1 protein-coding gene and 1 pseudogene are annotated in these 1390 nt (G+C 66.3%); both read right to left on the bottom strand.

Annotated features, from left to right (window positions below; genetic code table 11):
- Positions 1-68: 68 nt before the first annotated feature.
- Entirely contained in the window at positions 69-842 is a 774-nt protein-coding gene (gene istB / locus ACFCZF_RS40880; protein ID WP_376675993.1) for an IS21-like element helper ATPase IstB, read from the bottom strand.
- Positions 842-1390, bottom strand: a pseudogene (locus tag ACFCZF_RS40875) (IS21 family transposase); the annotation flags it as partial. The pseudogene ACFCZF_RS40875 and the gene istB, both read right to left, overlap by 1 nt.

Here is a 1390-nt window from a genome sequence, read left to right as displayed (position 1 = left end):
TGTGAACGATCACGTAATTCCCCGGGCCCGGCGTCACGTAATTCCCCAGGTCCTGACCTCGTCCATGTCTACTTGATCGAGGGCTTGCCTGTCTTGTCGGAGCCTCCTCTCGGGCGCTTGTTGGGCCGGTAGCTGGGGCCGTTCATGATGACTTGGTGGCTGGTGTTGATCAGCCGGTCCAGGAGCGACTCGGCAACGACGGGGTTGGGGAAGAGCGGATACCAGTCGCTCGGCGCCCTGTTGCTCGTCAGGATCAGCGACCGGCCTTGGCGCTCGGAGACCAGCTCGTAGAGGTCGTCGGCCTGGGCCGCGGTGAGCTGGCGCATCGCGAAGTCGTCGAGGATGAGCACGTCGGGACGTACCAGCTCGCGCAACCTGCGGTCCCAGGTGCGGTCGGCGTGGCCGCCGGCCAGGTCCGCGAGGACCCGGCTGGTCTTGGCGAAGCGGACGTTCGCGCCCTGGCGGATGGAGAGATGCCCGAGTGCCTGAGCGACGTGTGTTTTCCCGACGCCGACCGGACCGAACAAAATTACGGACTCGCCGGTGTGCAGCCAGCGCAGGGCGGCGAGGTCGCGGATCTGGGCTGCGGGCAGCTTCGGAGAAGCTGCGAAGTCGAACTCCTCCAGGGTGACCTGCTGCTCGAACTTCGCCCGGTGCATGCGCCGTTGGAAGGCAACGGCCTCGCGGCGGGTGATCTCATCCTGGCAGAGCGTCTGGAGGAATTCCAGGTGCCCGAGCTCGCCGCCGTGGGCCTGCGCGAGGCGGGCGTCGAGGGTTTCCAGCATGCCCGAGAGCTTCAGGGCGCGAAGCGCGTCGCGCAGGGCGGTGTCCATGATGCTCATCACGCCACTCCTTCGTCGTGACGGTGGTCATCACGGTCGTCGTTCGTCATGCCGGGGGTCATAGCGGTCGAGAAGAGCCTGGTTGGTCCGTGCAGGAACGCGGCGGCTCCGCCGTCGCCGGAGGTTTCGGGATCGGGTTCGGTCTCGGTGCCGGCGACGAGGATGCCCTTGATGGTGCGATAGGACGGGTCGCCGACCGTAATCGCCTTCGCGCAGGCAGCCTCCAGCCTGCTGTCGCCGTATTTCTTGCGCAGACCGAGGACGCCCTGGGCGGCGCGGAGCCGATAGAGCGCGTTCACCTCCAGCAGCCCGTCGATTACCTCCTTGCAGGCGGTGCCGACCTGGACGGACTGGGTGCGGCACCACTGCGGGGTCCGCATATGGAACGCGATCTTCTCCGGCGGGTAGTCGCTGTTGTGGGTGCGTTTTCCCTGCTCAAGCGCCACATGGGTCTTGACGAGTTCGCCCTCGTGGAAGACCTGGACGAACGCTTGGGTGGAGCGGACGTCGACCTTCTTGCCGATCAGTTTCCAGGGCACCGAGTAGAG

It is taken from the genome of Streptomyces sp. NPDC056296 (genome assembly GCF_042268605.1).
Lineage (GTDB): Bacteria > Actinomycetota > Actinomycetes > Streptomycetales > Streptomycetaceae > Streptomyces.
Note: the sequence above shows the minus strand (reverse complement) of the source record. Positions and strands in the feature narration are given on the sequence as shown.